The organism is Nonomuraea rosea (assembly GCF_039539705.1).
GTDB lineage: Bacteria > Actinomycetota > Actinomycetes > Streptosporangiales > Streptosporangiaceae > Nonomuraea > Nonomuraea rosea.
In genome coordinates, this window is record NZ_BAABDQ010000002.1 from 216,299 (window position 1) to 239,392 (window position 23,094).

The following is a 23,094-nucleotide window of genomic DNA, read 5'->3' on the forward strand; positions in this document are numbered from 1 at the left end:
GTTGGGGGGTGACTGCGGTCTGTCGCCATTGTTCGGATGCGCAGTCAGTCGTGCATCGGTGAAATCACCGGTCTCTCGTTCAGGACATGAGCCTTACCAGTTCGACACGGGAGCGGATGCCGAGGCGGCTGAAGATGTTCCTGAGGTGATGCTCGATGGTGCGCCTGCTCAGGAAGAGCTGCTCGGCGACCTCCTTGTTGGTCGCGCCCTCGGCGACCATGCGGGCGATCTGCAGCTGCTGCGCCGTGAGCTGCTGCGTGGCCGGGGTCCCGGTGGCGCGCACCGGTTCGCCGGAGGCCCGCAGCTCGGTCCTGGCCTGCTCGGTCCACAGGCGGGCGCCGTACCGCTCGAACGTCTCCAGCGCCGTGTGCAGGTGCGTCCGGGCCGCGCCGGGGCGGCGTTCGCGGCGCAGCGCGCTGCCGTAGAGGAGCTGCGTACGCGCCGCCTCGAACTCGCACACCCCCTGCCCGTGCAGCTCGATCGCCTCGCGGAAGCGCTCCTCCGCCTCGCCGGGCGCGGCCAGGAGCGCGCGGCAGCGGGCGACCAGCGCGCGCAGGTCGGGGCTGCGCGTGCTGCCCACCCAGCGTTCGAGCACCCGCAGCGCCGCCGCGGCCTGCTCATGGTCGCCGGTACGCGCGCACGCCTCGATGAAGTGCGGGGTGGCCATCACCCGGATGACGACGTGGCTGCTGTTGCGCCGCTCGGCGCGCAGCCGGTTGGCGGCGTCGGCGGGGCGGCCCGCGGCCAGGTCGAGGTAGGCCAGCGCCCAGTTGCCGATGGCGCCCGCGATGCCCAGGTCGTGGGCGTCGGCCAGGTCGGTGGCGGCGTCGGCGCGCACCCGGCAGGTCTCCTGGTCGCCCTCCACGGCGGCGGTGATCGCCAGCCAGGCGAGGTGCTGGGCGGCCGTGTTGAGCTGGCCGGTCTCCTGGGCCAGGCGCAGCCCTTCCGCCGCGGTCGTCGCGACCGAGGCGTAGCGGCCCATCCAGATCTCCGGGTAGATCGTGTACTCCAGCAGCTGCGGCATGGCGGAGGCGGCGCCGCGTACGCGGGCGGCCGCGACGGCGCGGGCCGACAGGCGGTGCGCCGTGGCGTCCTCGCCGAGCAGCATGCTGGCCACGCACGCCCACACGAGTACGGCGGGATCGCGGACCGAACCGGCCAGCTCGACCACCCGCCGCAGCGGACCGGCCGCCTCCTGGTGCAGGCCGCTGAAGGTGGAGGCCATGCCGTCCAAATACTCGAACATGAGCTGGGCCGGCACCGCCTCGTCCGGGCGGCGCAGGGCGGCGGCCTGGCGGGCGATGGCGATGAACGCCCGGTTGTCGCCCGCCCGGTAGCTGGCGTCGGCGGCCCTGACCAGCGCTCGCACGCCGAGCATCCGGTGGCTGCCGATCAGGCTGGCCGCCGCCGACAACAGCTCCTCGCGGGCGCTGCCCGTCTCGCCGCCGAGGAGCTCGAGGCTGCCGTGCAGGAGCTGCACGTGGCCGCGCAGCTCGTCCAGGGCCGTGAGGTCGGGGGCGGTGAGGCCAGGAGCTGCGAGGTCAGCAGCTGTGCGGCCGGGAGCCGTGAGGCCGGAAGCTGCGAGGCCGGGAAGAGCGGTGAGGTCGGGGGCGGTGAGCGTGCGCAGGCCGGCCAGGAGTGAGCGGGCGACCTGGGGGCGGCCCGCGATCCACGCGTGCCTGGCGGCGGCGGCCAGCCGCTCCGCCTTGACCCGGTCGTGCCTGGTCAGCTCCGCCGCGCGTTCCAGGGCCAGGTACGGCTCCGGCCGGCCGCCGAGCGGCCTGGCCTCGATCGCCGCCGCGGCCAGCTCGTCGGCCAGCCGCTCCGGCGGCCCGTCGAGCGCCCAGGCCCGATGCCACGCCCGCCGCAGCCGCCCGGAATCCCCGCGCCCCTCGTCCGATGCCACGTCCTCCCTGTTCGCTGGCTCGTTCAGGAGGAGGGCGAGGTGGCGGTGGGCGCGGCGGCGTTCGGAGAGCGAGGCGTCGTAGTACGCGACCGCGCGCATGGCCGGCTCGCGGAAGTCGTAGCGGTCGCCGCCGGAGTGCAGGATGCCGGAGCGCTCGGCCGGCTCCAGCGTGGCGAGCGCGCACGCGGGGCGGGCGGCCTCGATCAGGGTGGCCGCGTCCAGTCCTGGGTCGGCGGCGATCAGCAGCACCAGCCGCCGCGCCTCCTCGGGCAGGGCGGCGAGCCTGGCCGCGTGCTCGCGCCACAGCCGCCCGGCCCTGGGTAGCGTCGCGGGCGGGGCGGCCAGGCCGGCGAGCTGGTCGGTGGTGAGCGCGCCGATGAGCTCGCCCAGCGCCTGCGGGTTGCCCCTGGCGATCTGGTCGAGCGCCGCCAGCAGGTCCTCGGGCAGCCGTACGGCGGACAGATCGCCGGCCAGCTCCCTGACCGCGACCTCGTCCAGCCCGCCCAGCACACAGGCCGGGACGCCGTCCGGCCCCCCGTCGCGCGCCGCGAACAGCAGCACGACCGGCTCGCCCGGCGCCCGCCTGGCCGCGAACGCCAGCGCGTCCCTGCTCTCCTGATCGAGCCGGTCCACGTCGTCCACGCAGGCCAGCACCGGCCGGTCGGCGGCCACCGCCGCCAGCAGGCCGAGCACGGCGGCGGGCAGCGCGAGCCCACCGCCGCCCGAGCCGGACTCCAGCGCCAGCGTCAACGCCCGTGCCTGCGCTTCCGGCAGCGCCGCGGCGGCCGCGGCGACCGGCCGCAGCAGGCCGTGCAGCCCCGCGTACGGGACCCGCGACTCGGGCTCCACGCCCGCGACCCGCAGCACCCGGAAACCGGGGCCGGCCAGGGCCGCGGCGAGGTCGAGCAGCGCCGTCTTGCCCACGCCCGGCGCGCCCGACAGCAGCAGCGACCCGCCGGAGCCGGCGCGGGCGTCGTCGAGCAGCCGCACCAGTGCGGCCTCCTCCTGGGCGCGCCCGCGCAGCACGGGGGAGCGCGTGACGGGAGGCACGTCGTTCGGTGACGTGACAGGGGACACGTCGTCCAGTGTTACGCGCGGATGTCAGGACTGAAAGGGACGTTCTGAAGGTGACGCTGAGGTCCCCGATGCTGACGCGCCATCCCGGCCCGCTGACGTCCCCTCATGGTTCCGGCGGCCCGGCAAGGGACGTCCCTGGTCGCCGGGGCCGCGCAGGGCCGGGCGCGCCTAGGGATATCCCGGAGTCACCGCCCGGGGCGCAGCCGGTGAGCCGGAATTACAGTCGGGGGGCTTTGCGCAACACGACCGGAAGGGGAATGCCGCTGACCGAACCCGGCACGTGCGGGCCGCCGGAAGAGGCGCTATGCGAATTACCTTGATCGTGGACGCGGAACGGCTCGGAAGAGGGCCGGCCGCCCTCGACGACCGGACCGAGGCGGGCGCGGAGCTGCTCGCCTGTGTACGCGGCCTGGGCGGACGGATCCGGGCGCTGCACCCGGGCGCCTCCGACCCTGCCCTGTCCGCGTTCTTCGAGATCGAGCTCCCCGGCACATCGGCCCCGCAACGGGCGATTTCCGACCTGCTCGACTGTCAAGGCGTGACCGCTGCCTACGCCAAACCGGCGGACGAGCCGCCATGAGCGCAAGCGGGATCATGCGAGAAGGAATGCCATGCCACCGAACAAACGCCGAACCGACCGAAGCAGCAGCACCCCGTCCCCGTATCCGACAGAGCGCGAGCTGGTCGTCATCGCCAAGGCCAGCGCCCGCCTGACCACCGACGCCTCCGGGATCTCCTCGGCCGGCGGGATGGACATCACCCCGCTCCAGGACGTCACCGGCGCCGCGAACGTCACGATGGTGCCCATGTTCGGCTCCGAGGAGCACCTGCGGGCCTCCCTCGCCGCGGACGGCACCCCGGGCCTGCCCGACCTGTCGGTCTTCTACCGGATCCTGGCCCCCGACGACCAGCTCGAAAGCCTCGCGGAGCGCGCGATGGCGGCCGAGGTCATCGAGGCCGCGTACGTCAAGCCGGGCGCGCACCCCCCGGTCCGCACCGACGAGATGGTGCCGGAGGCCAAGGAGGGGCCGCCCGCGCTGACCCCCGACTTCGTCACGCGGCAGGGCTACCTCGACCCCGCGCCGGGCGGCGTCGACGCCCGCTACTCCTGGACCGTTCCAGGCGGCCGGGGCGCGAACGTCAACATCATCGACATCGAGGGCGCCTGGCAGTTCAGCCACGAGGACCTGCTGGTCAACCAGGGCGGCGTCGTGGGCGGCACGCCGACGGCGGACCTCGGCTGGCGCAACCACGGCACGTCCGTGGTGGGTGAGTTCAGCGGGGACGCGAACCAGCTCGGCATCACCGGCATCTGCCCGGACGCCCGGGTCAGCGCCGTGTCCATCTTCGGCATCGGGAGCGCGGCGGCGATCAGGAACGCGGCCGACCGGCTGCGCCCCGGCGACCTGATCATCATCGAGCTGCACAGGCCGGGACCGAGGTTCGCCTTCGCGAACCGCGCCGACCAGCGCGGATTCATCCCCGTCGAGTGGTGGGAAGACGACTTCCAGGCCATCAGGTACGCCGTCGCGCGCGGCGTGGTCGTCGTCTCGGCGGCCGGCAACGGCGCGGAGGACCTCGACGACGCGCTCTACTCGACCCGGCCCGCCGGATTCCCGCAGTCGTGGCGCAGCCCGTTCGACCGGGCCGGCCGCGACTCCGGGTCGATCCTCGTGGGCGCGGGCGCGCCGCCCGTCAACACCCACGGCCGCGACCACGGCCCGGACCGTTCCCGCCTCGGCTTCTCCAACTGGGGCTCCGCCGTGGACGTCCAGGGCTGGGGCAGGGAGGTCACGACCACGGGCGGCCTGGGCAGCGGACCTGGCGACCTGCAGGGCGGCCCGAACGAGAACGAGTGGTACACCGACCGCTTCTCCGGCACCTCCAGCGCCACCCCGATCGTCACCGGCGTGCTCGGCGACGTCCAGGGCGCGCTGCGCGCCGCGGGCCGGATCCCGCTCACGCCCGCCCGTGCCCGTGCCGAGCTGCGCGCCTCCGGCTCGGCGCAGACCGACGCACCGGGACGGCCGCGCGCCCAGCGCATCGGCAACCGTCCCGACCTGCGCGCGATGCTGCCCAGGGTGCTGCAGGCCGCGGCGATCTGGACCGGCACCCAGTTCACCGGCGCGCTCGGGCCCGGCCAGACCGCCTGCTGGTTCACCTTCAACTGGCCCGCGCACTGGAACGTGCTGTGGACGGTCGTCCCGACGACGCCGCAGCCGGGCGCGCCGCAGCTCCGCTGGCGCACCCGCGTCGAGCGGGCCTCGGACACCTACGCCACCTACTGGATCTGCGTCTCGAACCTCACGCAGAACCAGGTCGGGATCGAAGGTCGTTACGCCGTACTCGGATGGTGAGAAAGGTCTACCCATGTTAGTAGGAGTGCAGTTCACCGGGACCGTGCCGGCGAATCAGTCCCGCCGCTGGTTCACCTTCAACTGGCCGGCGGCCTGGCAGGTCGACTGGAACGTGATGTCCACCTCGCCCGTGCCCGGCGCGGCGCAGGTCGAGTGGGACGTCGCGGTCGAGCGGGCGAGCGCCGACCGGATCACGTACTGGATCACCATCCGCAACGTCACCGGGCAGGACGTCAACGTCGAGGCCCGTTACGCGGTGCTCAATTAGCAGGGGGCAGCCATGCGCGTCCATTTCGAGTTCGACGGCACCGCCGTGCCGCAGCCCGGCCAGGCGGGCGGGGCCCACCAAGGAGCCCAGCAAGGGGGCTGGCAAGAGGGCATGGAGACGCTCAGCGCCGGCGCCGCCCAGCCGGGCGCCGCGACGGCGCCCGGTCAGGTCCCGGCCTTCACCGGGCTCCTCGAGCCGACGGGCGGCCCGTACGACGCGGGCGCGGCCCCGGCCGATCTGGTCGAACGGCTCGGAGCACGTCCGGGAGCCGCGATGACGCCGGCCGGTGACGGGCGGCAGACGATCGACGGCGGCACGGCCCCGCGGGGATAGCGATGGAGAGCGGCCGCCCCGGCACCACCGGGGCGGCTCCCGGCGGCGGGCAGGGTCAGCGCGTCTCGACGGGCGGGCTCCCGCGCGTCTTCGACAGGCGGCCGGCGACGGCGGGCAGCAGCCCGTGCGGCAGGAACAGCACGACCACGATCAGCACGAGCGCGTACACGGCGTACGACAGCACGCTCGGCGCGTACGTCGGCATCCCCGGCAGCGCCGACAGGCTGTTCAGCCCCTGCACCAGCAGCGTGATCGCGCCCGCGCCGACGACCGCGCCCCAGATCGTGCCCATCCCGCCGACGACGGCCATGACGATGTACTGGATCGAGATGAGCACCGGGAAGGACCCGGGAGCCACGTACCCGGTGTAGAAGCAGTAGATGCCGCCCGCCAGCCCGGCGAAGGCGGCGGACAGCGCGAAGACGACCAGCTTGTAGCGCCCCACGGGGATCCCCGAGGAGGCGGCGGCGGTCTCGCTGGTGGCCAGCGCCCGCAGCGCCCGGCCGGGCCGCGAGGTGATGACGTTGTGCGTCACCAGCATCACCAGCGCCAGCCCCGTCCAGGTCATGTACGCGTACGCGGGAGCCGTGCCCATCTCGAACGAGCCGACGCCGAACTGCGGGATGGCCTGCAGCCCGATGTCCCCGCCGGTGATCTCCAGCTGGCCGGCCAGCGAGAGCAGGATGAGCTGCATGGCCAGCGTCGCGAACGCCAGGTGGTGGCCGCGCAGCCGCAGCAGCGGCGTGCCGATCACCAGCGCGAAGACGGCCGCCGCCAGCGGCGCCGCGATCAGGCCCACCAGGGGCGGGACGCCGTTGAGCGCGAGCATCGCGGCGGTGTAGGCGCCGATGGCGTAGAACGCGCCCTGGCCGAGCGAGACCTGCCCGGCGTACCCCATGAGCAGCGAGACCCCGACGGTGACGATGGCCGCCAGCCCCAGCAGGATGTAGACGGCCAGCGCGCTGTCGTCCAGCACCGCGGGCAGCGCGAGCGTCACGGCGGCGACCAGCAGCCCGGCCACCAGCCTGATCATGTGGCCTCCTGGGAGATGGCCGAGCGGCGGCTCGCCTGGACGATCATGACGAGGAGCATGAGGCCCAGCGCCACCTCCAGCTGGTGGGAGCCGTAGCCGTAGCCCGCGGCCATGGTCTCGGCCACGCCCAGCAGCAGCGCGCCGGCGAGCGTGATCACCGGGCGGGTGAGCGCGCCGAAGACGGCGGCGGCGAAGCCGTTCACGATGAGCGTCACGTCGGTGTCGAACGAGATCGGCCGCAGCGGCGTGACCAGCACCCCCGCGATGCCGCCGAGCAGCCCGCCGAGCGCGAACGCCAGCAGTCCCATCAGCCGGACGTCGATGCCGACGACGCGGGCGGCGTACGGGTTCGAGGCGCACGCGGTCAGCGCCTTGCCGAGATAGGTGCGCCCGAAGAAGAGCGCGAGCAGCAGGAACGCGGCCACCGTCACGCCGATGACGAGCAGGTGCTGCGTCTGGATCCGGGCCCCGGCCACGGTCACGGAGCCGGCCAGCCCGGGGGCCGAGCGCGGCTGGTCGCCCCACAGCACGATCTCGACGGCGTACGCGAGCACGCCCACCCCGAGCGTGACGATCAGGGACGAGAGCGGCGTCGTGCCCCGCTTGCCGATCGCGGCCAGCCCCGTCAGCAGGCCCGCGAGCGCCGCGACCAGGGCGGCGGCGACCTCGCTGAGCCCGTGCGGCAGCCCGAGCCCGAGCAGCGAGGACGTGCACAGCCCCGCGGCGACGGCGAACGTCCCCTGCGCGAAGTTCACCACGCCGGTGACCCGGTAGATGGTGACCAGACCGCTGGCGATGAGCGCGATCGCGCAGCCGACCGCCAGGCCGTTGAGGAGATAGGTCAGGAAGGCGCTCATGTGATCGCCCCGCCCAGGTACGCGCTGGCCACCCGGGGGTCGCCGGCCAGCTGCTCGGAGTCGCCCTCGGTGACCAGCCGCCCGGACTCCAGCACGTACGCCCGCCGGCACAGGTCGAACGCCAGCCGCGCGTTCTGTTCGATGAGCAGCACGGTCAGCCCCTGCTCCCGGTTGAGCTCCGTCAGGTGGGCGGCCAGGTCGGCGGTCACGTTCGGGGCCAGCCCGAGTGACAGCTCGTCCACCACGAGAGCGTCGGGCCGCGACATCATCGCCCGCCCGAACGCCACCATCTGCTGCTCGCCCCCGGACAGCACGCCCGCCCGCCGCCCGGCCAGTTCGGCCAGCCTGGGCAGCAGGTCGTAGACGAACGACGGGTCCCGCTCGCCCGAGCGCCAGCCGCCCAGGGCCAGGTTGTCGGCGACGGACAGATCGGGGAAGAGCTGGCGTCCTTCGGGGATGAGGGCCAGCCGGCCCGCCGCCGCCACGGTGCCCGAGGTGGGTTTGAGCAGGCCCGCTAGGGTGTTGGCGAGTGTCGACTTGCCCGCGCCGTTCGGGCCGAGCAGGGCGACCATCTCGCCCCGGCGCACGGTGAGGGTGACGTGGTCGAGCGCGGTGGCGGTGCCGTACGAGACCACCAGGTCCTTGACGTCGATCATGTGGCCTGTCCGAGGTAGGCGGCGAGCACCAGCGGATCGGCCCGTACCTCGGCCGGTGAGCCGTCGGCGATGACCTGGCCCAGGTCGAGCACCACCACGCGATCGGCCAGGCGGGTCACGAACGCGACGTCGTGCTCGATCAGCAGGATCGTCAGCCCGTCCGCGCGCAGCTCCTCCACCAGCGCCGCGAGCCGTTCGCGCTCGCTGCCGCGCAGCCCGGAGGCGGGCTCGTCGAGCAGCAGCAGCCGGGGCTGGGCGCACAGGGCGCGGGCGAGCTGGAGCGCCCGCTGCTGGCCGATGGGCAGCAGGTCGGCGGGCCTGTCGGCCCACTCGGCCAGCCCCACCCTGGTCAGCGCGGCGTCCGCGGCCTGGGCGATCTCGCGCTCGTCGCGCCGGTGCCGCGGCAGCCGCAGCGCCGCCGAGACGAACCCGGCCCTGGTGCGCCCGTGCGAGCCGACCATGACGTTCTCCCTGACGGTCATGCCGCGGAAGACCCTGGCCGCCTGGAAGACGATGGACATGCCGAGCCTGGCCCGCCGGTGCGGCGCGAGCCGGTCCACGCGGTGGCCGAGGAAGGAGATCTGGCCGTGGTCGGCCGCCAGGTGGCCGGTGATCAGGTTGAAGAGCGTGGACTTGCCGGCCCCGTTCGGGCCGATGACGCCGCAGACCTCGCCCTCCGCGACGGCCAGTGAGACGTCGCGGACGGCGTAGACGCCCCCGAAGGAGCGGGCGACCCCGGTGACCGTCAGCACGCCCTACCCCGCCGCGGTGACGGTCTTGGTGAGCTGCTCCTTGGCCCAGTCGGTGGGGACGAACTGGCCGTTCTTCACCGTGTTGACCGAGATGTACTCGGGGGAGAGGCCGGAGTGGTCGGTGACGGAGTAGCGGAAGCGGCCGTTCGGCGTGATCAGGTCCATGGTCTCCAAAGCCTGCTGGATCTTGGTCTTGTCGGTGCCGTTCGCCTTCCTGATCGCCTCGAACAGCAGCAGGCTCGCGCTGTAGCCGTCCTGCGCGAACTGCGGTGGCGGGTAGCCGTGCTTCTGCTGGTACGGCTTGGCCATCTGATCGATGATCTGCTTCTGCTTGCCGTCGGGCAGGTGGTCGCCGACGACGCCGATGGCGCTCTGCACGGTCATGCCCTCGGCGGCGGCGCCCATCGGCTCCAGCCACAGCTTGCTGGCCTGGGAGGCGGTCAGGAACAGCGGCGTCTTGAGCCCCGAGGCCACGTACTGCTTGGCGGCCGTCACTCCTGGCGCGCCCGAGCCCCAGAACACCAGGGCCTGGGCGTCGGAGTCGCGCACGTGCTGGAACAGGGGGCTGAAGTCGGAGGTCGTGGTCTCGTACGGCTCGTCCACGGAGATCTTCACGCCGTACTTGGACGCGAGCGCGACCATGGACTTGTGCCCTGAGACCGAATAGGCGCTCTTGGAGTCCCAGGCCACCGCGACCGTCTTGATGCCCTCGGCCTGGATGTACTGCAGGTAGCGCTCGGCGTACATGCTGGACAGGGCGGGGGTGACGAAGACGTACGACTTGATCGGCTCGACCTGCTCCTGGGCCGGGGCCAGCGACAGGTACGGCATCTTGTCGCGCTGCGCCAGCGGCTCGATCGCCAGCGCCGAGTTGGAGAACACCGGGCCGATCAGCGCGTCGATCTCGCCCTTGATCTGGTTGTAGGCCACGATGCCCTGGTCGGGGGCGGTCTTGTCGTCGCGGGAGACCAGCTCCACCTTGCGCCCGAGCAGCCCGCCCTGGGCGTTGACCTGCTCGATCGCCAGCTCGACCGCCTTCTTGTCCTCGCTGCCGAGCGGCGTGTAGTTGCCGGTCAGGGAGACGATGAGGCCCACCTTGATCGGGTCGGCCGCGCCGCTTCCGCCGCCGCCGCCGTCATTGCCACCACACGCGGTGGCGGCGAGCAGGAGACAGACCAGGGACGGAAGAAGCCTGCGCATCAGGACCTCCTGGACCGCGTGAGACGGCCTCGCTGCAGGGGACGGCTCGGCCCCGGAGGACCCTCCGCGTGGCCCTGAATGTAGGCAGGTACATTACGGCTGTCAAGAGAGTGCCTAATATCCGAGGGAGGGTGATATGCGGCCTCAGTCGGTGATTCTGACCTTTCTCGGTGACCACGTATACGGCCGCGGGATCTGCGTGTCGTCGGGCAGCTTCATCGAGGCGTTCGCCAGGGTGCGGATCTCGGAGGAGGCGACCCGCTCGACGCTGACCCGGATGGTCCGCCGCGGCCTGCTGCGCCGCCAGCGCGCGGGCCGCCGCATGTACTTCGGGCTCACCCCGGCCAGCGCCGAGGTGCTCAGGGACGGCGAGCGGCGGATCTGGCACAGCGGCGTCGTCAACGACGGGGACGGCGACCGATGGACGCTGGTCGGCTTCTCGCTGCCCGAGTCCTGGCAGCGGCAGCGGCACGAGCTGCGCTCGCGGCTGATCTGGGCCGGGTTCGGCCCGTTGCAGAACGGGCTGTGGATCGCTCCTGGCGACGTGGACGCGACCCGCCTGATCGAGGATCTCGGCGGCGGCGTGAAGGTGTTCTCCGCCGAGCCCAGGCCGCCCACCGACATGCAGGCCCTGGTCGGGGAGGCGTACGACCTCGCGGGGCTGGGCGAGCGCTACCGGGCGTTCCTGCGCCGCTGGGACCAGGCCGACCCGGCGCCGGGAGCGCCCGACGACCTGGCCCGCTCGCTCACGCTGCTCACCGAGTGGCTGCAGATCATCAGGACCGATCCGCGGCTTCCGCTGCGTCACCTGCCGCACGACTGGCCGGCGGAGAAGGCCCAGCGGGTCTGCCACACGCTGCACGAGCGGTTCAGGCCGGAGGCGGCGGAGATGGCGGCGCGGCTGCTGGACACGGTTCCCGATGAAACTTGGGCAGAACGGTGACAGCCATCGCATAGTGGCCTAACTTGAGGCTTGAGCGTCAAGGAGTGCCGATGCGGAATCAGGGGATTGGATCATGGCCGGCACGCCGGGCGCGCATGACGCCCGACCGCGTGGCGCTGAGCTACCAGGGCCGCGACCAGACCTACCGTGACCTGCGCGAACGGACGTACCGGCTGGCTTCGGCGCTGGGTGTGGGGCGCGGGGAGCGGGTCGCTTACCTGGGGGTCAACCAGCCGGGGCTGGTCGAGACGTTCTTCGCGGCGGGGCTGCTCGGGGCGGTGTTCGTGCCGCTCAACGCCCGGCTGGCCACGCCGGAGCTGCGCTACATCCTCGACGACGCCCGGGTCTCCGCCCTCGTGCTGGGCGAGGAGCGCGACGGTGCGGGGCTGCCGGGCCGGCACATCACGGCGGCCGGCTACGCGGGGCTGATCGCGTCGGGCTCCCCCGAGCCGATCGACGAGCCCGTCGGCCAGGACGACCCCTGCCTGATCATGTACACCTCCGGCACCACGGGACATCCGAAGGGGGCCGTGCTCACCCACGGCAACCTCATCTGGAACACCTTCAACCTGCTGGTGGACGTGCCGCTCGCGCACGACGAGGTGACCCTGGTCAGCGCGCCGCTGTTCCACATCGCGGCGCTGGCCCAGACGCTGATCCCGACCGTGCTCAAGGGCGGCCGGGTCATCCTGGAGCCCTCGTTCGACGTGGACAGGACGTTCGAGCTGATCGAGGCGGAGCGGGTGACGGTCATGTTCGGGGTGCCGTCGATGTTCGGCTTCCTGACGCGGTCGCCGCGGTGGGCGGGGGCGGACCTGTCCAGTTTGCGGCACCTGTTGTGCGGGGGTGCGCCGGTCCCCGAGCCGCTGATCCGGATATATCAGGATCGGGGGTTGACGTTCCTCCAGGGGTACGGCATGACCGAGACCGCCCCCGGCGCGCTCTTCCTGGGGGCCGAGCACTCGATCGCCAAGGCGGGCTCGGCGGGCGTGCCGTGCTTCTTCTCCGACGTCCGCCTGGTCGCCTTCGGCGGGGCCCCGGCGCTGCCCGGCGAGCCCGGCGAGGTGTACGTCCAGGGCCCGAACGTGATGCCCGGTTACTGGCAGCGGCCGGAGGAGAGCGCGAAGGTGCTCTCGCCCGACGGGTGGTTCCGCTCGGGAGACATCGGCGTCGCCGACGAGGACGGCTACGTCCGCATCTCCGACCGGCTCAACGACGTGATCATCTCCGGTGGCGAGAACGTCTACCCGGCCGAGGTGGAGAGCGTCCTGTTCGGGCACCCCGCGGTCGCCGAGTGCGCGGTGATCGGCGTGCCCGACGACAGGTGGGGCGAGGTCGGCAAGGCCCTGGTCGTGCTGCGGCCCGAGGTGGGCGCCGAGGCGGACGAGCTGCTGAAGCACCTGGACGGCCGCCTGGCCCGCTTCAAAATCCCGAAATATCTCCAATTCGTCCCCGAACTGCCCAAGAACGCGGCGGGGAAGCTGCTCAAAGCCCCGCTCAGAAAGCTCTACGGAGGGTAGACGACCCGCCTGGAGCTCGCTCTCTAACACCAGCGGAGATGATCTGTAATGCGCACCTCGCCCCCTTTCCGAGCGGACCACGTCGGCAGCCTCCTCCGCCCGCCCGCGCTGCTCAGCGCCCGTGCCGACCGCACGGGTGCGGCGCTGCGGGAGGCCGAGGACCAGGCCATCAGGGAGGTCGTACGCAGGCAGGAGGAGGCCGGCCTGCAGAGCGCGACCGACGGCGAGTTCCGCCGGGCCTCCTGGCACATGGACTTCATCTACCGGCTCGGCGGCGTCGGCCAGGCCGCCGACGAGCACATCACGGTCCGCTTCCACAACGAGGCCGGTGACATCGAGTTCACCCCGGCCGCGCTGAGGGTCCACGACCGGATCCGGCTGACCGAGCCGATCTTCGCCGACGACTTCGCGTTCCTGCGCGACACCGTGACGACGGCGGTGCCCAAGCTGACGATCCCGTCGCCCAGCATGGTCCACTACCGCGGGGGCCCGGCCGCCATCGACCCGAAGGTCTATCCGGACGTCGAGGAGTTCTGGCGCGACCTGAGCGCGGCCTACGCCGAGCAGGTGCGCAGGATCGGCGCGCTGGGGTGCACGTACCTGCAGTTCGACGACACCAGCCTGGCGTACCTGAACGACCCCGCCCAGCGGGCCGAGCTGGCCTCCCGCGGTGACGACGCCGAGCACATGCACCTGCGCTACATCAAGCAGATCAACGCCGCGATCGCGGCCAAGCCGGCCGGCATGACGATCACGACGCACATGTGCCGGGGCAACTTCCGCTCCTCCTGGGCCGCTTCCGGCGGCTACGACTTCGTCGCCGAGGCGCTGTTCGGTGAGCTGAAGGTGGACGGGTTCTTCCTGGAGTTCGACGACGAGCGCTCGGGTGGGTTCGAGCCGCTGCGGTTCGTGCCGCCGGGCAAGATGGTCGTGCTGGGGCTGGTGACCACCAAGCGGGGGGAGCTGGAGTCGAAGGACACGCTCAAGCGGCGGATCGACGAGGCCGCCAAGTTCATCGACCTGGACCAGCTCTGCCTGTCGCCGCAGTGCGGGTTCTCCTCCACGGTCGAGGGCAACGAGCTCACGGCCGACCAGCAGTTCGCCAAGCTGCGCCTGATCGCCGAGACGGCCCAGGAGGTCTGGGGCTGAGAGCCGGTGACGAACCGCCCTCGGCCTCAGGGCCTGGGGCGGTCCGTGGCTACCAGTTCCAGCTCATGACGTTCTCCAGGAAGAAGCGCTGGTTGGCGTTGCCCCAGCAGGGGAACGCGACGATCGCCGCGCCGTCGTTCAGGCTGCCGTTGCTGACGTCCAGGCAGTTGCCGGTGAAGGTGCGGATCTGTACCCGGCCGCGAGTGCTGCTTTCGAGGGAGAAGCGCTGGTTGGCGCCGCCGTGGCAGCGGTACTGGATGATCGGCGCGCCGTCGCGCTTGCTCCCGTGCTGCACGTCCAGGCACTTGCCGGAGAAGGTCTGGAACGCCACCTGGCCGTTGCTCAGCCGCCTGACCCTGAAGCGCTGGTGCGACTTGCCGTCGCAGCCGAACTGGATGATCGGCGCGCCGTCCTGCGTGCTGACGCCGGCCACGTCGAAGCACTTGTCGGCGAACGTCTGGATCTCCACGGTGGTGTCGTACCACTGGCCCGTCGCCGCGCCGGCGGGCGTCGGGGGCAGCGCCGCCAGCGTGAGCGCCGCGATGGCGCCACCGGTGATCAGCCGCGTCAGGCGGGTGGTGGCGCGAGTGGTGGTGGGGAACCTCATGTCAGATCCTTTTCTGTGGTGAATGGCCGGCCCCTGGCGTGCTGAATACGCCGTTCTGCACGGGACGAACGACCGCACAACGCGAACAACGCTCATTGTCGCGGATCACATGCTAACTGCGGCCATAGGCGTTGTCGTTTGCACACGCCCGCGCGTTCTCGTCAAGTGCTGGTAAGAGCGCGGCGAATGTCCTTTATTTATGAGGATAAAACAGACTAAGAGGCGCTCTGAGCTGGGGGGATCTGTCGGAGCTGCGGCCTATTGGTGTCTTTGCCAGGGCTTTGAAGGCCGCAACGGTAGCCGAGTCGGACCAACGGTGATAATCGGTGCGGCAAGGTCTCCAGCGATGAAATCTCGTGGCGTATACGACCTTGCCGCTCGAAAGCCAGTAAGGAATCGCGGCGAGGACGATATATGACTTGCACCATTTTGCGCATTCTGCGATTCGTCACGGTTGGCAGCTTCTGTTTCTCCTTCCAGTACGCCTGCGCAGTCGTGCTGGCCAGGCTCGGCGCGCCCTGGCCCATCGCGAACGCCGCCGGCTTCCTCCTCTCCGCGCAGCTCAACTTCCTGCTCAGCTCCGGATGGACCTGGCGGGACCGGCCGCCAGGATGGGACAGGGCCGCGCCGTGGCGCAGGTGGACCTCCTACAACGTCACCGCGGTCCTGGCGCTCGGCATCAACACGGCCGTCTTCACCGCGAGCTACCAGGCGATCGACTCGCTGCCGGCGGCCGCGCTCGGCGTGCTGGCCGGGACCGTGGCCAACTACCTGATCTGTGACCGGGCGGTCTTCCGCCTGCGCGACTCGCGATGGGTGCGGCCCCGCGCGGCCGTCCCGATGATCGCCGACCGCGTCGTACGGGGACGGTGAGGACCGATGGCGGACCTGGAACAGGGGACGAGGACCACCACCGACGGCGTGGCCGTCATCATGCCCGTCCACGGCCAGGCCGGCAGCCTGGCCGGCACGGTCGGGGACTTCCTGACGACGATGGCCGCGGCCGGGCACGACCACCGGATCGTGGTCGTCGACGACGGCGGCGGGGACGCGACGCGCGAGGTCCTGGACGAGCTGGCGGCCCGGCATCCGGACCGGATCGTGGCCGTGCGCCACGACTCCGGCGGGGGCTACGAGGCGGCGGTCCGCACCGGCATCAAGGCCGCGCTGGAGCGTACGACCATGGGACGGCTGCTGCTGCTCGGGGCCGACGGCCGGCTCAGGGCCACCGACCTGCCGGTGCTGCTGCGCGTGCAGCGCGAGGAGCGGGCCGACGCGGTGATCGGATTCCGTGAGTGGGCGGGGCCGCTGTTCCGCCGGGCCGACGGGCGGGTGCGTACGGTGGCCGGCCGCCTGCTGCTGGGCACCCGGGGCCGCGACGCCCTCTGGGACTATCGGCTGCTCGACTGGCGGCTGCTGGACGAGCGCGGCGAGAGCGTGGCGGTCGAGCCGGCGCCGCCGTCCAGAGCCGGGCACGGCGACCTGCGGATCATCGAGCACCCGCTCGGCGGCTCGGACGAGGGCGCGCGGACCGCGGTGGTGTCGTTGCGGAGCACCGCCGGCTCGCTGGCCAGGACGGTGCCTGCGCTCGGCCTGGCCTACCGGGACCTGGTCCGCGACGGGCGCCGGCGGAGCTGGGCGCGGCGCCTGCTGCGGCCTGAGGATCCGGTGCTCGCCCTGCTGATGGCGGCGTGCGCGGTCCTGTCGCTCGTCGCGTTCTTCTACCACCTCCGGCTGGGCTCCGTGCTGTCCTACAACGACAGCAGCTCCCACCTCCTCATCGCGCGCCGGGTGATCGACAGCCCGACGGCCGGCGTGGCGCAGCTCGGGGGCGTCTGGCCGCCGCTGCCGCACGTGCTGGCATTGCCGTTCATCTGGCACGACGGCGTCTTCTACTCGGGCCTGGCCGGCTCACTGGTCTCGATGGCCTCGTACCTGGTGACCGTGCGGTACGTGTACCTGATCGCCCTGGGCATGGCGGCGGGCGGCGGGCGCGGCCGGGCGGCCGGGCTCGCGGCGGCCGGGCTGTTCGCGCTCAACCCCAACGTGCTCTATCTGCAGAGCACCCCGATGACGGAGCTGCTGCTGTTCGCGTGCACCGCCGCGGCCGTCCATCACCTCCAGGTCTGGTGCCGCACCGGCCGCTACACGCAGCTCACGTGCGCCTCGGCCGCGACGGTGCTGGCCACGCTGACCCGCTACGAGGGCTGGGTGCTGGCGCTCGCCCTGACGGCGGTGGTGGGTTACGTCTCGCTGCGCCGCTGGCGCAGCCGGTCCCGGCTGGAGGCGCAGCTGATCTTCTTCGGGGTCGTGGCGTTCAGCGGCATCCTGGGCTGGGTGACGTGGAGCCGGGTGATCTTCGGCGACTGGCTCTACTGGCACTCGGGCGAGTACGCGAAGCCGTCGCTGTGGGTGTCGCCCGACGACCAGAACATCGGCGCGCTGGACGTGGCCTGGCTGACCTACTCACGCGCCATGGTGCACGACCTCGGCCACCTGACCCTGGCCGTGGCGGCGGCGGGCGTGCTGGCGTACGCGTGGCGGCGGCGGCTCCAGCTGGAGGCGGTCGCCCCCTACACGCTGCTGATCTTCGTGCCGTTCTTCGTCTACGCCCTCTACATGGGGCAGCGCCCGCTGCACGTGCCCGAGGTCCACGGGAGCTTCTACAACGTCCGTTTCGGCCTGGTGATGGCCCTCGCGGCGGCGGTGTTCGCCGGCTACCTGGTCGCGCTGCTCATCGAGTACGCGACCGCGCGGTGGCCGCGGCGCGAGCGCTGGACCAGGGTGGCGCCGGCGGCGGCCGTGGTCGCCACCGTCCTGGCGGTGCCCGGCACGGCGACGCTCGCCGAGCCGACGGACTGGCACGCCGGCAGCGACGAACGGGCGGTCGCGGGCGCGGCCGGCTGGCTGCGGCGCCACTACGACGGCGGCCGGCTGCTGATGGAGAACCACGGCAACGAGACGGCCGTCTTCGACTCGCGCGTCCCGCTCGGCCGCATCGTCTACGAGGGCAGCTTCCGGATCTGGGACCGGGCCCTGGCGGATCCGGCCCGCCGCCGCATCCGCTGGATCTACGCGCGCACCGTCGAGGGCAAGGAAGACCGCACCTGGCGGGCGCTGCGCGCCAACCCGTCGCTGACCCGCGACTACACCCTGGTCTACAAGGACGCGATCCAGCACGTCTACCGCCGGAAGGAAACGTCATGACCAGGACAGAGCTCGAACCGGCCGGCGCCGGCCCGGCGGAGTGCGGCGGCCTGACCACCGCCGAGCTGAGCGCCCGCCACCTGCTGAGCAGGGGGCAGGCCACCGCCGGCTGGCTGGCGCTGGGCGTGCTCACCGGCGCGCCGCTCCTGCACCTGGTGACCGGCTGGGGGCCGTCGCTGTTGTGGTGGGGCCAGGCGATGGTCGCGGTCGTGACCGCCGTCTACGTCCTGGTGCTGGTCTTCAGGACGGCCATGGTGCTGGGCGCGCTGGGGTCGTCGATCATCGCGTTCGGCGAGGAGGGGCCGCGCCGCACACCCGACGCGGGGCTGCCCGTCTACACCGTCCTGGTGCCGCTCCACCGTGAGGCGAGGGTGCTGCCGTACCTGCTCGACCGGCTCAGGAGCCTGGACTATCCCGGCGAGCTGCTGCAGATCATGCTGCTGATCGAGGAGGACGACGACGAGACCAGGGCGGCGCTGCCCGAGCTGGCCGAGCCGTTCGAGGTCGTGATCGTGCCGCCGTCGCTGCCGCGTACCAAGCCCAAGGCGTGCAACATCGGGCTGGCCCGCGCGCGCGGCGAGTTCGTGGTCATCTTCGACGCCGAGGATCGCCCCGACCTCGACCAGCTCCGCAAGGCGGTGCACGCCTTCCGCGGGCTGCCCGACCGGGTGGTGTGCGTCCAGGCCGAGCTCCAGTACTGGAACCCCTGGACCAACTGGCTGACCCGGTGCTTCGCCGCCGAGTACGCCACCAACTTCAGCCTCCTGCTGCGCGGCCTCGACCGGTACCGGCTGGCGATCCCGCTGGGCGGCACCTCGAACCACTTCCGCACCGACGCGCTGCGCACCCTGGGCGGCTGGGACCCCTACAACGTCACGGAGGACGCCGACCTCGGCATCCGCATCGCCCGGCGCGGCTGGGACGTGCGGATGATGGTGTCGGTCACCGAGGAGGAGGCCAACAGCCGCCTGGGCAACTGGATCAGGCAGCGCAGCCGCTGGATCAAGGGCTATCTCCAGACCTGGCTGGTGCACACCAGGCACCCGGTGCGCCTCTGGCGTCAGCTCGGGACCAGGCGGACCGTCGCCTTCCACCTCACGATGGGCTTCTCCACGCTCACCACCCTGGTCAACCCGTTCTTCTGGGCGCTGACGCTGATCTACCTCTGCACCGGCACCCGCTACGTCGAGGCGCTCTTCCCTCCCGTGTCGCTGTACTTCGGCGCGGCCACCATGGTCTTCGGCAACTTCCTGATGATCTACTGCATGATGGCCGGCTGCATGGAACGCGGTCTCTTCCCCGCCGTGCGCGCGATGCTCAGCGTCCCGCTCTACTGGGGGCTGATGAGCGTGGCCGCGTACAAGGCGCTCTTCCAGCTCGCCCGGCCGAGCCGGCGGCACTTCTGGGAGCTGACCGAGCACGGGCTCGTCGACCACGACACCGGCGCCGTCAGAGCGTGACCACCGAGCCGGTGAGCCTGGCCCGCTCCGCGGCCCAGACCACGCGGTGCGTCATCAGGCTCTCGGCCGCGTCCGAGCGCAGCAGCGACGGGTCGCCCGACGCGACGGCGGCCAGGAAGGCGTCGGTGAGCCCCTCGTCGCCGCCCCCGTGCCCGTCGGCGGCCGACGGCCCGCCCGCGCCCGCGTCGTCGGCGCGGATGAGCTCTTCCTCGCCGGTCCTGAAGTCGACCAGCCGCAGCGTGGTCCCGTCGCCGTCGATGTAGCCGTGCGTCCCGAACAGGCGGGTGCGGCGGTGCTCCATCGGCGTGAACGCGCTCATCGTGAACGAGCACGTCGCGCCGTCGTCGAACTCCATCACGACCTCCTGGTGGTCCACGACGTCGTTGTCGCAGGCGTACACGCACCGGCCGTACGGACCCGTGCGCAGCGCCGCCAGCACGTCCTCCTCGGTACGCCCCGGCGTGACGGCCGACAGCGGCCAGAACTCGCTCTCGGGATCCCCCAGGCACCCCAGGTAGAGGCGCGGCGCCGAGTACGGGCACGACGGCTCCAGCGGGCAGTCGAGACACCGCTCCGCCGCCCCCTCGGGCGCGTCCCCGGCGTGGAAGTGTGACAGCGAGCCGAACGACGAGATCCGGGCGGGCGGCCGGCCGAACAGGTGGACCAGCCAGTCGATGTCGTGGCACGCCTTGGCCAGCAGCATCGGCGCCGAGGTGTCCTGGCGCCGCCAGTGCCCGCGGACGAAGGAGTGCGCGTCGTGCCACCACCCGACGGGCTCCAGGTGCTGCACGCTGATCAGCCGCCCGATGCGCCCGCCGTCGAGCAGCCCGCGCACCACCCGCGTGTAGGGCGTGTAGCGCAGCACGTGGCAGACGGCGAGCAGGATGCCGTTGCGCCGGGCCGCGTCGGCGATCCTGGCCGCCTCCCGCTCGGTCGTGGCCATCGGCTTCTCCAGGAGAATGTGGTATCCGAGGCCGGCCAGCGTCACGGCGGGATCGGTGTGCAGCTGGTCGTGCGTGGCGATGACCGCCGCGTCCGCCAGCCGGCCCGCCGCCGCCAGCTCCTTCCAGCCCGGGTGCGCCAGCTCGGGCGCGATCCCGAATTCCGCGGCGAACGCGGCGCGCCGCTGCGGGTCGGGCTCCGCCACCGCCACCACCCGCCCCGCGCCCGTGGCGTGCGCGCGGCGCGCGTAGGTCAGCCCTCGCAGGCCGCCGCCGACGACGGCTAGAGTCACCTCAGTCATGGAACCTTCCCCGAAGAAATATCATGGAGAGCATCATTATTCGGTCTGGGAATGCTGACAGCAAGGGGGGCCGATGGGTGCGGAAGTGAGCGGCGGTGACCTGTCCCGCCTCAGGCAGCTCAACGCGCTCGCCGTGATCAGGGCGCTGCAGGGCCAGCCGTCGCTCACCCTCACCGAGGTCGCCAAGCGAACGGGGCTGTCACGCGCGTCCACGGAGGACGTCGTCCGCGAGCTGCTGCAGAAGGGCTGGGTGGCCGAGGCGGGCGCCACGGCGGGCGGCGTGGGCCGTCCGGCCAGGCGTTACCGCTTCAGGGCCGACGCGGGCCGGGTGCTGGGCGTGGACATCGGCGGGCACAAGGTGCTCGCGGTCCTCGCCGACCTGGACGGCAACGTGGGCAACAGCGCGCGGGTGCCCGTCACGCCCGAGATGGGCCGGGTCGAGCGGCTGGCCGCGGTGGACCAGGCGGTCGCCGCCTGCCTGGAGGACGCCGGGCTCGCCGCCGGCGACGTCTGGGCGGCCGGCGTCGGCACGACAGGGCTGGTGGACGGCGCGGGCCGGGTGATGCTGTCGGAGGCGCTGCCCGAGTGGACGGGCGTGGACCTGGCCGCGCACGTGAGACGGCTCGTCCCCGGTCCCGTGCTGGTCGAGAACGACGGCAAGCTCGCGGCTCTGGCCGAGTGCTGGCGCGGCGCGGCCCGCTACGCCAAGGACATGGTGTTCCTGCTGGCCGGGCTGCGTACCGGGGCCGGGCTGGTCATCGACGGCAAGCTGCACAGGGGCTTCGGCAACGCGTCTGGCGAGATCGGCGCGCTGCCCGTGCTCGGCTGGATCCGCGCCCAGGAGCACCTGAGCGCGGCGAACGGCGAGGCGGGCGACGTGTTCGCGGCCGCCAGGGCGGGGGACAAGGCGGCGGCCACGGCCGTGCGCCGCTACGTCCGCGATCTGGCGCTCGGCGCGTCGGCGCTGGTCCTGGCGCTGGATCCGCAGATGGTCGTGGTCGGCGGCGGCTTCTCACGCTCGGCCGACGTGATCATCGAGCCGCTCAGGCGCGAGCTGGACCGCTGGTGCATCCGTACGCCCGAGGTGCGCATGTCCGCGCTCGGCGACGAGGGCGTGGTGCTCGGGGCCGTCCGCCTGGCGCTCGACGACGTGGAGGACCGGGTGCTCGACGGCCGCAGCCCGCTCGTGAGCCATCTGTAACACATCCACTCTTGAAGAAAATTTCACTGGACTCCATCATTACTCCCACGTTCTAGGAGAGGACTGGGAGATGTGGAAGTCGGCTCGTAGCGGTGCGGCGCTCCTCTGTGCGGCGTTGCTCGCCTCCGCCTGCGGCGGTGGTGAGCAGGCCGGCACGGGGGCGCCGTCGCAGGAGAAGGTGACGCTGTCCTACGGCGTCTGGGACGCCACCCAGCAGGCCGTCATGCAGGAGCTCGGCACCGAGTTCAGCAAGACGCACCCGAACATCGCCATCGACGTCCAGCTCACCCCGTGGGCCGATTACTGGACGAAGATGAAGGCCGCGGTGAGCGGCGGCGCGGCGCCCGACGTCTTCTGGATGAACGGCCCCAACTTCCGGCTCTACGCCTCCAACGGCGTGATCAAGCCGATCGAGGAGCAGGTCGACACGTCGGTCTACCCGAAGTCCCTGGTGGACCTCTACACCTACGACGGCAAGCTGTACGGCCTGCCGAAGGACATGGACACCGTCGGCGTCTGGTACAACAAGACGCTCTTCGACGCCGCGAAGGTGAAATATCCGGCCGGCGACTGGACCTGGACCGACTTCAAGGAGGCCGCCGCCAAGCTCACCGACGCGGGCAAGGGCGTCTACGCCGTCGGGGCCGAGCTCACGAGCTTCCAGGAATACCAGTACAACACCATCTACCAGGCCGGCGGCTACGTGATCTCCCCGGACGGCAAGAAGTCCGGCTACGACGATCCCAAGACGATCCAGGGCCTGAAGTTCTGGACCGACCTGATCACGGCCAAGCAGTCGCCCGACCTCAAGACCATGACCGACACCGCCCCGCTCCAGCTCTTCGAGGCCGGCAAGCTGGCGATGTACTGGGGCGGGTCCTGGAACGTGGCCGAGTTCACCAAGAACGACTACACCAAGGACAAGGTGGACGTGGCCCCGCTGCCCAAGGGCGAGAAGCAGGCCACGATCATCCACGGCGTCGCCAACGTGGTGTCGGCCAAGACCGAGCACCCGGCCGAGGCCCTGGAGTTCGTCAAGTTCCTCGGCTCCAAGCCGGCCGCCGACATCCTCGGCAAGAAGGGCCCGATCCCGGCCTACAACGGCACCCAGAACGACTGGGTGGCCGCCCATCCCGAGCTGAAGCTGCAGGTCTTCCTCGACGCGGTGTCGTACGCGGTGCCGTACCCGGTCTCCAAGAACACCGCCGCGTGGCAGGAGGCGGAGCTCACCCACCTCACCAAGGCGTGGACGGGCGAGGTGCCGGTCGACAAGGCGGCCGCCGACCTCGCGGCCGGCATGAACGACCTGCTGGCCAAGGAGTGAC

General features: G+C 71.9%; 20 protein-coding genes. 12 read left to right on the forward strand and 8 right to left on the reverse strand.

Features of this window, described 5'->3' with window-relative positions; genetic code table 11:
* Nucleotides 1–79: 79 nt before the first annotated feature.
* Nucleotides 80–2,983: a helix-turn-helix transcriptional regulator gene (locus ABEA43_RS04980; protein ID WP_345559134.1), complete on the reverse strand. Its 2,904-nt coding sequence runs from the start codon at nt 2,981–2,983 to the stop codon at nt 80–82.
* A 304-nt stretch (nt 2,984–3,287) separates the two neighbouring features.
* Between ABEA43_RS04980 and ABEA43_RS04985 the strand changes: the two genes are divergently transcribed.
* Genes ABEA43_RS04985 through ABEA43_RS05000 form a run of 4 tightly spaced genes read left to right on the forward strand, consistent with a single transcriptional unit; the run spans nt 3,288 to nt 5,941 of the window.
* A complete protein-coding gene (locus tag ABEA43_RS04985; protein ID WP_345559136.1) occupies nt 3,288–3,563 on the forward strand; it encodes a hypothetical protein in 276 nt (91 codons plus the stop codon).
* A 31-nt stretch (nt 3,564–3,594) separates the two neighbouring features.
* Nucleotides 3,595–5,340, forward strand: coding sequence for a S8 family serine peptidase (locus ABEA43_RS04990; RefSeq protein WP_345559138.1), 1,746 nt, complete (start codon nt 3,595–3,597; stop codon nt 5,338–5,340).
* A 13-nt stretch (nt 5,341–5,353) separates the two neighbouring features.
* A complete protein-coding gene (locus ABEA43_RS04995) occupies nt 5,354–5,608 on the forward strand; it encodes a hypothetical protein (RefSeq protein WP_345559139.1) in 255 nt (84 codons plus the stop codon).
* A gap of 12 nt (nt 5,609–5,620) precedes the next feature.
* Nucleotides 5,621–5,941 carry a hypothetical protein gene (locus tag ABEA43_RS05000; protein ID WP_345559140.1) on the forward strand — a complete coding sequence of 107 codons (321 nt, stop codon included), beginning with the start codon at nt 5,621–5,623 and terminating at the stop codon, nt 5,939–5,941.
* Between the two features lie 55 nt (nt 5,942–5,996).
* Here the strand turns inward: ABEA43_RS05000 and ABEA43_RS05005 are convergent, their stop codons facing one another.
* Genes ABEA43_RS05005 through ABEA43_RS05025 form a run of 5 tightly spaced genes read right to left on the reverse strand, consistent with a single transcriptional unit; the run spans nt 5,997 to nt 10,439 of the window.
* Nucleotides 5,997–6,974 carry a branched-chain amino acid ABC transporter permease gene (locus ABEA43_RS05005; protein WP_345559142.1) on the reverse strand — a complete coding sequence of 326 codons (978 nt, stop codon included), beginning with the start codon at nt 6,972–6,974 and terminating at the stop codon, nt 5,997–5,999.
* Nucleotides 6,971–7,831 carry a branched-chain amino acid ABC transporter permease gene (locus ABEA43_RS05010; RefSeq protein WP_345559144.1) on the reverse strand — a complete coding sequence of 287 codons (861 nt, stop codon included), beginning with the start codon at nt 7,829–7,831 and terminating at the stop codon, nt 6,971–6,973. The genes ABEA43_RS05005 and ABEA43_RS05010 overlap by 4 nt, the downstream gene beginning before the upstream one ends.
* Nucleotides 7,828–8,487 (reverse strand): ABC transporter ATP-binding protein, encoded by a 660-nt coding sequence (locus tag ABEA43_RS05015; RefSeq protein WP_345559146.1) that lies wholly within the window; start codon nt 8,485–8,487, stop codon nt 7,828–7,830. The genes ABEA43_RS05010 and ABEA43_RS05015 overlap by 4 nt, the downstream gene beginning before the upstream one ends.
* The gene (locus ABEA43_RS05020; RefSeq protein WP_345559148.1) at nt 8,484–9,239 is read right to left on the reverse strand and encodes an ABC transporter ATP-binding protein; all 756 of its coding nucleotides are present in this window, start codon (nt 9,237–9,239) and stop codon (nt 8,484–8,486) included. The genes ABEA43_RS05015 and ABEA43_RS05020 overlap by 4 nt, the downstream gene beginning before the upstream one ends.
* Before the next feature lie 3 nt (nt 9,240–9,242).
* Nucleotides 9,243–10,439 carry an ABC transporter substrate-binding protein gene (locus tag ABEA43_RS05025; RefSeq protein WP_345559150.1) on the reverse strand — a complete coding sequence of 399 codons (1,197 nt, stop codon included), beginning with the start codon at nt 10,437–10,439 and terminating at the stop codon, nt 9,243–9,245.
* Nucleotides 10,440–10,575: 136 nt separating this feature from the next.
* On the opposite strand from ABEA43_RS05025, the gene ABEA43_RS05030 reads away from it, so the two are divergent.
* The 3 genes from ABEA43_RS05030 to ABEA43_RS05040 all read left to right on the forward strand — a co-directional run bounded on the left by ABEA43_RS05030 (nt 10,576) and on the right by ABEA43_RS05040 (nt 14,051).
* Entirely contained in the window at nt 10,576–11,382 is an 807-nt protein-coding gene (locus ABEA43_RS05030) for a PaaX family transcriptional regulator (protein ID WP_345559152.1), read from the forward strand.
* A gap of 95 nt (nt 11,383–11,477) precedes the next feature.
* On the forward strand, nt 11,478–12,902 hold the full coding sequence (locus ABEA43_RS05035) for an acyl-CoA synthetase (RefSeq protein WP_345559153.1): 1,425 nt from the start codon (nt 11,478–11,480) through the stop codon (nt 12,900–12,902).
* 48 nt (nt 12,903–12,950) lie between these two features.
* On the forward strand, nt 12,951–14,051 hold the full coding sequence (locus ABEA43_RS05040; RefSeq protein WP_345559155.1) for a 5-methyltetrahydropteroyltriglutamate--homocysteine S-methyltransferase: 1,101 nt from the start codon (nt 12,951–12,953) through the stop codon (nt 14,049–14,051).
* 49 nt (nt 14,052–14,100) lie between these two features.
* Here the strand turns inward: ABEA43_RS05040 and ABEA43_RS05045 are convergent, their stop codons facing one another.
* Complete coding sequence (locus tag ABEA43_RS05045; protein ID WP_345559157.1) at nt 14,101–14,658, reverse strand: RICIN domain-containing protein; 558 nt, start codon at nt 14,656–14,658, stop codon at nt 14,101–14,103.
* A 429-nt stretch (nt 14,659–15,087) separates the two neighbouring features.
* On the opposite strand from ABEA43_RS05045, the gene ABEA43_RS05050 reads away from it, so the two are divergent.
* From ABEA43_RS05050 to ABEA43_RS05060, 3 genes are read left to right on the forward strand one after another with little or no spacing between them, the layout of a single operon-like run.
* On the forward strand, nt 15,088–15,531 hold the full coding sequence (locus tag ABEA43_RS05050; protein ID WP_345559159.1) for a GtrA family protein: 444 nt from the start codon (nt 15,088–15,090) through the stop codon (nt 15,529–15,531).
* 6 nt (nt 15,532–15,537) lie between these two features.
* On the forward strand, nt 15,538–17,865 hold the full coding sequence (locus ABEA43_RS05055; protein WP_345559161.1) for a glycosyltransferase family 2 protein: 2,328 nt from the start codon (nt 15,538–15,540) through the stop codon (nt 17,863–17,865).
* On the forward strand, nt 17,862–19,325 hold the full coding sequence (locus ABEA43_RS05060) for a glycosyltransferase (RefSeq protein ID WP_345559163.1): 1,464 nt from the start codon (nt 17,862–17,864) through the stop codon (nt 19,323–19,325). The genes ABEA43_RS05055 and ABEA43_RS05060 overlap by 4 nt, the downstream gene beginning before the upstream one ends.
* Here ABEA43_RS05060 and ABEA43_RS05065 read toward each other — a convergent pair.
* Complete coding sequence (locus ABEA43_RS05065) at nt 19,315–20,568, reverse strand: Gfo/Idh/MocA family protein (protein WP_345559165.1); 1,254 nt, start codon at nt 20,566–20,568, stop codon at nt 19,315–19,317. The two genes, ABEA43_RS05060 and ABEA43_RS05065, sit on opposite strands and share 11 nt — an antisense overlap.
* Nucleotides 20,569–20,641: 73 nt before the next feature.
* Between ABEA43_RS05065 and ABEA43_RS05070 the strand changes: the two genes are divergently transcribed.
* Both ABEA43_RS05070 and ABEA43_RS05075 read left to right on the forward strand, forming a co-directional pair.
* A complete protein-coding gene (locus ABEA43_RS05070) occupies nt 20,642–21,769 on the forward strand; it encodes an ROK family transcriptional regulator (protein ID WP_345559167.1) in 1,128 nt (375 codons plus the stop codon).
* Nucleotides 21,770–21,839: 70 nt separating this feature from the next.
* A complete protein-coding gene (locus ABEA43_RS05075) occupies nt 21,840–23,093 on the forward strand; it encodes an ABC transporter substrate-binding protein (protein ID WP_345559169.1) in 1,254 nt (417 codons plus the stop codon).
* Nucleotide 23,094 lies beyond the last annotated feature (1 nt).